The sequence below is a fragment of the Streptomyces sp. NPDC001292 genome, assembly GCF_042896465.1.
In the GTDB taxonomy this organism is placed as follows: domain Bacteria; phylum Actinomycetota; class Actinomycetes; order Streptomycetales; family Streptomycetaceae; genus Streptomyces.
This window is the reverse complement of record NZ_JBIAXG010000097.1, coordinates 1-8,455: the sequence shown is the minus strand read 5'-3', so window position 1 is coordinate 8,455 and position 8,455 is coordinate 1. Positions and strand designations below refer to the sequence as shown.

Sequence of the window (8,455 nt, the reverse complement as noted above, 5' to 3'; positions counted from 1 at the left end):
ATCGAGGCGGTGCTCGCGGGCCACGACAGCGTCGGGCAGGTCGCGGTGATCGTCCGCGAGGACCAGCCGGGGACCAAACGCCTCGTCGCCTACGTCGTACCGGCCACCGGCGAGCTGGACACGGCGTCGCTGCGGGAGTACGCCGCCGGCAAGCTGCCGGACTACATGGTCCCCGCCGCGATCACGCGGCTGGAGACCCTGCCCGTCACCGTCAACGGCAAGCTCGATCGCGCCGCCCTGCCCGCGCCGGAGTTGGGCGAGGTGGTGAGCCGGGGCCCGGAGACGGAGCTGGAAGAGGCGTTGTGCGGCCTGTTCGCGGAGGTGCTGGGCCTGGAGCGGGCGGGCGCGGAGGATTCGTTCTTCGAACTCGGCGGTGACTCGCTGCTGGCGATGCGCCTGATCGCCAGGATCCGCGCCGCCCTCGACGCGGAGATCAGCATCTCCGAGTTCTTCGCCGCCCCGACCGTCGCGGGGATCGCACGGCTCATGGAGGACGACCGGGGCGCCCAGGTCAGGGCCGGCGTGGTCGTACGGGAACGTCCCGAGGTGCTGCCGCTGTCGTTCGGGCAGCAGCGCATGTGGTTCCTGAACCGGATGGAGGAGGCCGGGGCGGGCGCCTGGTACAACGTGGCGCTGGCGCTCGGACTGACAGGTGAGCCGGACGTCGCGGCCCTTGAGGCGGCCCTGCACGATGTGGCCGACCGGCACGAGACGCTGCGCACGGTGTTCCCCGAGACCGAGGGCGTGCCCCGGCAGCACGTCCTTGAGGGCGCGGACGGCCGGACGGTCCTGCACGTCCAGCAGGTCGCTGCGGCGGAGCTGCCGTCGGTGGTGGCCGAGGTGGCGCGCAGGTCGTTCGACCTGACGCGCGAACTGCCCTGGCGCACCGAGCTGTTGGTGCAGTCCGACACGGAGTCCGTGTTGGTGCTGGTGGCGCATCACATCGCGGTGGACGGCTGGTCGATGGGCGTCCTGGCCCGGGATCTGCGGACGGCCTTCGAGGCCCGTCTGGACGGCACGGAGCCCGGCTGGTCGCCGCTGCCGGTCCAGTACGCCGATTACGCGCTCTGGCAGCGCGAGGTCCTCGGCGAGCTGGACGATCCCGACAGCCTGATCAGTGCCCAGGTCGCCTACTGGCGAGAGGCCCTGGCCGAACTGCCCGAGGAGCTGGCCCTGCCGGTCGACCGGACGCGGCCCGCGGAGTCCTCGTTCGTCGGCGGGGAGGTCACGGTCGAGGTCGGTGCGGACGCCCACGCGGGGCTGGTGCAGGCCGCCCAGCAGGGTTCGGCGACGATGTTCATGGTGGTCCAGGCGGCGCTGGCGATGCTGCTCGCCCGGCTCGGCGCGGGAACCGACATTCCCGTGGGCACGGCGATCGCCGGCCGTGCCGACAGCTCCCTTGAGGAGCTGGCCGGGTTCTTCATCAACACCCTGGTATTGCGCACCGACGCGGGCGGCGACCCCACGTTCGAGGAGCTGCTCGCCCGGGTCCGCGAAACGGACCTGGCCGCGTACGCCCACCAGGACGTGCCGTTCGAACGCCTCGTGGAGGACCTCAACCCCGTCCGCTCACTGTCCCGGCACCCGCTGTTCCAGATCATGCTGGCGGTGCAGAACGACGCCCAGACGGACGCTTCATGGGGCCTGCCCGGGCTGCGGGTGCGGCCGATGCCGGCGGACGAGCGGGTCGTGAGCCGCTTCGACCTGTCCATCGGCATGAACGAACTCCGTGACGCGCAGGGCGCCGCCGCAGGACTCCGCGGCACCGTCCAGTACGCCACCGACCTGTTCGACCAGCACACCGTCCGCGCCCTCGCCGACCGCCTTCGACACGTCCTGGAGCAGGTGGCCGCGGACCCGCGGGTACGGATCAGCGGGCTCCACGTGCTGGATCCGGACGAGGAGTGGAGGGTCGTCGGGGAGTGGAACGACACTGCTCGGCCGGTTCCGGCGGGGACACTTCCTGAGTTGTTCGGTGCGCAGGCGGCGCGGACGCCGGGTGCGGTGGCGGTGGTGTCGGGGGACGTCACGTTGTCGTACGCGGAGTTGGACGAGCGTGCGGACCGGGTGGCGGGCTGGCTGGCGGGGCAGGGCTTCGGTTCGGAGTGCCGGGTCGGTGTGGTGATGGACCGGTCTGCGGATCTGGTGGCGGTGTTGCTGGGTGTGGTGAAGGTCGGTGCGGTGTATGTGCCGCTGGACGGTGAGCATCCGGTGGAGCGGTTGCGTGCGGTGGTGGCTGAGGCCGGTGTGTCGCTGGTGCTGGCCGATCGTGAGCTGGAGGGGGTTGCGACGACGGCGGTTGCAGAGCTGTTCGAGGCGTCCTCGGATCCGGCGGAGCTGGACGTGACGCTGTCGCCGGAGAGCTTGGCGTATGTGATGTACACGTCGGGGTCGACCGGCAGGCCGAAGGGCGTGGCGGTGACGCATGGGAACGTGGCGAGTTTCGTCGCGGACCGGTGCTGGCGTGATGACGTGGTGGAGCGGGTTCTGGTCCAGGCGAACCATGCTTTCGACGCCTCGACGTACGAGATCTGGGTGCCGCTCACCCGGGGCGGACAGCTGGTGCTGCTGCCGCACGGTGAGAAGGACGCGGCCGAACGGGGTCGGCTGATCGCCGAGCATGCGATCACCAACGTTCACGCGACGGCCGGTCTGTTCCGTGTGCTGGCGGAGGAGTCGCCGGAGATCTTCGCCGGTGTGCGTGAGGTGTCGACCGGTGGTGACGTGGTGTCCGCGTCGGCCATTCGCAGCCTGCTGGAGACCCACCCGGAGCTGACTGTCAGGTCGACCTACGGGCCGACCGAGACGACGGCGTTCACCACGCAGATCCCGTACGCGGCCGGCGATGCCGTACCGGCGAGTGTGCCGATCGGCCGGCCGATGGACAACGCCCGCACGTACGTGCTGGACGAGTTCCTCCGTCCCGTGCCGCCGGGAGTCGTAGGTGAGCTGTACGTCGCCGGTTCGGGTCTGGCCCGTGGTTACGACGGTCGGCCGGGGCTGACGGCGGAGCGGTTCGTCGCCTGCCCGTACGGCGGCTCGGCAGACCGGATGTACCGGACCGGCGACCTGGCCCGCTGGACGCCGGACGGCCAGCTTCGCTTCAGCGGCCGCGCCGACGATCAGGTGAAGATCCGTGGCTTCCGCATCGAGCCCGCCGAAGTCGAATCCGTACTGGCCGCGCACGAGAGCGTCGCTCAGGTCGCCGTGATCGTCCGGGAGGGCCCGCCCGGCGCCAAGCGCCTCGTCGCGTACGTCGTCCCGACCGCCGAAGACGCCGACGTCGAACAGCTCGGGGCCTACGTCGCCGCCAAGCTCCCCGACTACATGGTCCCCGCCGGGATCGTCCCCCTGCAGACCCTCCCCGTCACCGTCAACGGCAAGCTCGACCGGGCCGCCCTCCCCGTCCCCGAGTTCGGCGCCACGGAAGGACGGGCGCCGGCGACCCCCGCGGAGGAGGCGCTGTGCGCGCTGTTCGCCGACGTGCTCGGCCTGGAGCAGGTGAGCGCCGAAGGCTCGTTCTTCGAACTCGGCGGCGACTCGCTGCTCGCGATGCGTCTCATCGCCAAGATCCGGTCCGAGCTGAACGCCGAGGTCAACATCCGGGAGCTGTTCGGTGCGCCGACGGTCGCCGCGATGGCCCGGCTGGTGGAGAGCGACCGGGGCGCCCAGGTCAGGGCCGGTGTGGTCGTACGGGAACGTCCCGAGGTGCTGCCGCTGTCGTTCGGGCAGCAGCGGATGTGGTTCCTCAGCCGGCTTGAGGAAGCCGGAGTGGGCGCGGCCTACAACGTGTCGCTGTCCGTGGGGCTGACCGGCGAGCTGGACGTCCCGGCCTTCGAGGCGGCCCTGCACGACGTCGCCGACCGGCACGAGACGCTCCGTACGGTCTTCACCGAGACCGGCGGCGTTCCCCGGCAGCGCATCCTGGACGGCCCCGAGTCCCGCCCGTCCCTCCGCGTCCGCGAGGCGACCCGTACCGAGCTGCCCGGCCTGATGGCCGCCGCCGGCAACCGCGGATTCGACCTGTCCGCCGATCTTCCGTGGCGCGTCGAGCTCATCGCCCTCTCCGCCACCGAGCACGTGCTCGTCCTGGTGGCCCATCACATCGCCGTCGACGGCTGGTCGATGGGCGTCCTCGCCCGCGACCTCTGGGCCGCCTACACGGCCCGCCACGCCGGCGAGGCCCCGCACTGGGCGCCGCTGCCGGTCCAGTACGCCGACTACGCGCTCTGGCAGCACGAGGTCCTCGGCGACCCGGACGACCCCGAGAGCCTGATCAGCGGCCAGCTCGGGTACTGGCGGGAGGCCCTGGCGGGCCTGCCGGAGGAGACTCCGCTCCCGGCGGACCGGGCGCGGCCCGCGGCCGCCTCCTTCCAGGGCCGGTCGGTCCGGGTCCAGGTGGACACCGGGGCGCATGCCGGGCTCACGGACGTCGCCGAGCGGAACTCGGCGACCATGTTCATGGTCGTCCAAGCGGCGCTGGCCGTGCTGCTGAGCCGGCTCGGCGCGGGCGCCGACATTCCCATCGGCACCGCGATCGCCGGGCGCGGCGACAGCGCGCTCGACGATCTGGCCGGGTTCTTCGTCAACACCCTCGTGCTGCGCACGGACGCGGGCGGCGACCCGACCTTCGCCGAGCTGCTGGCCCGGGTACGGGAGACCGACCTGTCGGCGTACGCGCATCAGGACGTGCCGTTCGAGCGGCTGGTGGAGGAGCTGAACCCGGCCCGTTCGCTGTCCCGGCACCCTCTGTTCCAGGTCATGCTGATTCTGCAGAACGTGCCCCAGAGCGAGGCGCCGTGGGACGTGCCGGGCCTGAGCATCGAACCGATGCCCGCCGACGAGAACGTGGCGGCCCGATTCGACCTCTCGGTCAACCTCTCCGAGCTGCGCGACGAGCAGGGAGCCCCCACGGGGATCGTCGGCAGCCTCCAGTACGCCACGGACCTGTTCGACGAGTCGACCGCCGTGGCCCTGGCGGCCCGCCTGACCCGAGTCCTGGAGCAGATCGCGGCCGACCCGGAGGTCCGGATCAGCCAGGTCGACGTGCTCGACGGGACCGAGCGGCGGACGGTCCTGGAGGAATGGAACGACTCCGCCCGGCCGATTCCCGCCGCTACTCTCCCGGAGCTGTTCCGGGCGCAGGCCGCGCGGACCCCCGACGCGCCGGCGCTGATCGGCGAGCAGTCGTTCGACTACGCGGAGCTGGAGCGCCGGGCCAACCAGGTGGCGCACTGGCTGATCGGCCGGGGGGTCGGCCCGGAGGACCGGGTCGGCGTGCTGATGGAGCGCTCGGCCGACCTGGTCGTGGCCCAGCTCGGCGTGTCGATGGCGGGCGCGGCCTTCATCCCGGTGGACCCGAACTACCCGTCCGAGCGGATCGGGTTCGTGCTCGCCGACGCCTCGCCCGCGCTGGTGCTGTGTACGAGCGGGACCGACGGCCTGGTCGCCGAGGGCGTCGAGCGGGTGGTGTGGGACGACCCGGCCACGGTGGCGGAGCTCGCGGACCGTCCGGTGAACGCGCCGGTGACGCCGCTGCGCCCGGAACATCCGGCCTATGTCATCTACACGTCCGGGTCGACCGGCACTCCGAAGGGCGTGGTCGTCACCCACGCCGGTCTCGCCAGCCTGTCCGGCAGCCAGATCGACCGGTTCGGGGTCGGGCCGGGGTCGCGGGTGCTGCAGTTCGCGGCGCTCGGCTTCGACGCCTCGGTATGGGAACTGGTCATGGCGCTGACGTCCGGGGCCGCCCTCGTCACCGCCCCGGCCGACCGGATGCCGCCCTTCGGGCCGCTCGAAGACGTCCTCGGCGACTACGGAATCACGCACGTGACCCTGCCGCCCTCGGTGCTGGCCGGCGCCGCGGAAATTCCCGCGTCCGTCGGGACGGTCGTCGTGGCGGGCGAGGCCTGCCCGCCGTCCCTGGTGACCGCGTGGTCGGAACGGCTGAACCTGATCAACGCCTACGGGCCGACCGAGACGACGGTCTGCGCGACGATGTCCGGCGCGCTGACCCCCGAGCCGGGCCGGGCGACCGTGCCCATCGGCGGCCCCGTGTGGAACAGCCGGGTGTTCGTGCTGGACGAGTTCCTGCGTCCGGTCGCGCCGGGAGTCGTCGGGGAGCTGTACGTGGCCGGGGCCGGTCTGGCGCGGGGTTACGCGGGTCGGGCCAGCCTGACGGCGGAGAGGTTCGTCGCCTGCCCGTACGGTGGTGGCTCGGCGGAGCGGATGTACCGGACCGGGGACCTGGCGCGCTGGACGCCGGACGGTCAGCTGGTCTTCGCGGGGCGTGCCGACGACCAGGTGAAGCTGCGAGGTTTCCGGATCGAACCGGGAGAGATAGAGGCGGTGCTGGCCGCGCACGAGAGCGTCGCTCAGGTCGCGGTGATCGTGCGCGAGGACCAGCCGGGGGCCAAGCGGCTCGTCGCCTACGTCGTCCCGGCCGGGCAGGAGGTCGACGGCGACGCGCTGCGGGAGTACGCGGCGGGGGTGCTCCCCGACTACATGGTCCCGGCCGCCGTGGTCGCCCTCGGCTCCCTGCCCATGACCGTGAACGGGAAGCTGGACCGGGCCCTGCTGCCCGCCCCGGACCTCGCCGGCGGCGAGGTCCGTGCGCCGGCGACGCCCGCTGAGGTGGCGCTGTGCGAGCTGTTCGCCGAGGTGCTGGGCCTGGAGCGGGAGCAGGTGAGTGCCGACGGCTCGTTCTTCGAGCTCGGCGGTGACTCGCTGCTGGCGATGCGGCTGATCGCCAAGATCCGCTCGGCGCTCGACGTCGAGATCAACATCCGGGAACTGTTCGCCACGCCGACCGTCGCCAAACTGGCCCGGCTGGTCGGGGGCGATCAGGCCGAAGTCCGGGCCGGTGTCGTCGTCCGGGAGCGCCCCGAGGTGCTGCCGCTGTCGTTCGGGCAGCAGCGGATGTGGTTCCTGAGCCGGATGGAGGAGGCCGGGGCGGGCGCCGGGTACAACGTGCCGCTGGCGCTGCGCCTGTCCGGCGAACTGAACGTCGAAGCGCTCGAAGCGGCTCTCCACGATGTGGCAGACCGGCACGAGATCCTGCGCACGACGTTCCCGGAGACCGAGGGCGTTCCCCGGCAGCAGGTCCTGGAGGGCGCCGCCGGCCGGACGGCCCTGCGGATCCGCCGGGTCGCGCACGACGAACTCCCCGCGACCCTGGCCGAGGCGGCGCGCGGAAGCTTCGACCTGACGCGCGATCTGCCGTGGCGGACCGAACTGCTGGTCCTGTCCGACACCGAGGCGGTGCTGGTGCTGGTGGCGCATCACATCGCGGTGGACGGCTGGTCGATGGGCGTCCTGGCCCGGGATCTGCGGACGGCCTTCGAGGCCCGTCTGCACGGCACGGAACTCGGCTGGTCGCCGCTGCCGGTCCAGTACGCCGACTACGCGCTCTGGCAGCGCGAGGTCCTCGGCGAGCTCGACGACCCGGACAGCCTGGTCAGCTCCCAGGTCGCGTACTGGCGAGAGGCCCTGGCCGAACTGCCCGAGGAGCTGGCCCTTCCGGCGGACCGGACGCGGCCCGCGGTCTCGTCCTACGAGGGCGGCTCGGTCCGGGTGGAGATCGAGCCCGAGGCCCACTCGGGGCTGGTGGAGGCCGCCCAGCAGGGCTCGGCGACGATGTTCATGGCGGTCCAGGCGGCGCTGGCGATGCTGCTGAGCCGGCTCGGTGCGGGCGCCGACATTCCCATCGGCACCGCGATCGCCGGGCGCGGCGACAGCGTGCTCGACGATCTGGCCGGGTTCTTCGTGAACAGCCTGGTGCTGCGCACCGATGTCAGCGGCAATCCCACGTTCGCGGAGCTGCTGGAGCGGGTGCGGGAGGCCGACCTGTCGGCGTACGCGCATCAGGACGTGCCGTTCGAGCGGCTGGTGGAGGAGCTGAACCCGGCCCGTTCGCTGTCCCGGCACCCTCTGTTCCAGGTCATGCTGGTCCTGCAGAACCTGCCCCAGGGCGGGTCCGGCTGGGACCTGCCCGGGCTCGACGTCCGGCCAATGCCGGCGGACGACACCGCCGCCGCGCGGTTCGACCTCTCCCTCACCCTGGCGGAACGCCGCGACGAGGACGGCGCCCCCGCCGGGATCGTCGGCGATCTCCTGTACGCCACCGACCTGTTCGACGAGGCCACCGCGAAGGCCCTGGCCGACCGGCTGGCCAAGGTACTGCGGCAGGTGGCGGCGAACCCGGACCTCCCGCTGAGTCGGCTCGACATCCTCGAGGACGACGAACGCCGGCAGGTCGTGGAGGGATGGAACGACACGGCGTGGTCGGTGCCGGGGGTGTCGTTGGCGGGGTTGTTCGAGGAGCAGGCGGCGCGGACGCCGGATGCCGTGGCGGTGATCGACGCTGGGGAAGTCACGCTGACGTATGCGGAGTTGGATGCCCGGGCGGGGCGGGTGGCGAGTTGGCTGGCCGGTCGGGGTGTGGGTCCGGAGTGCC

At 72.2% G+C, this 8,455-nt stretch carries 1 protein-coding gene; it reads left to right on the top strand.

Annotated elements, in window-relative coordinates:
- Positions 1-8,455, top strand: an 8,455-nt coding sequence (locus tag ACFY4A_RS41930; protein WP_390834577.1) for an amino acid adenylation domain-containing protein, incomplete at both ends; no start/stop codon positions are given.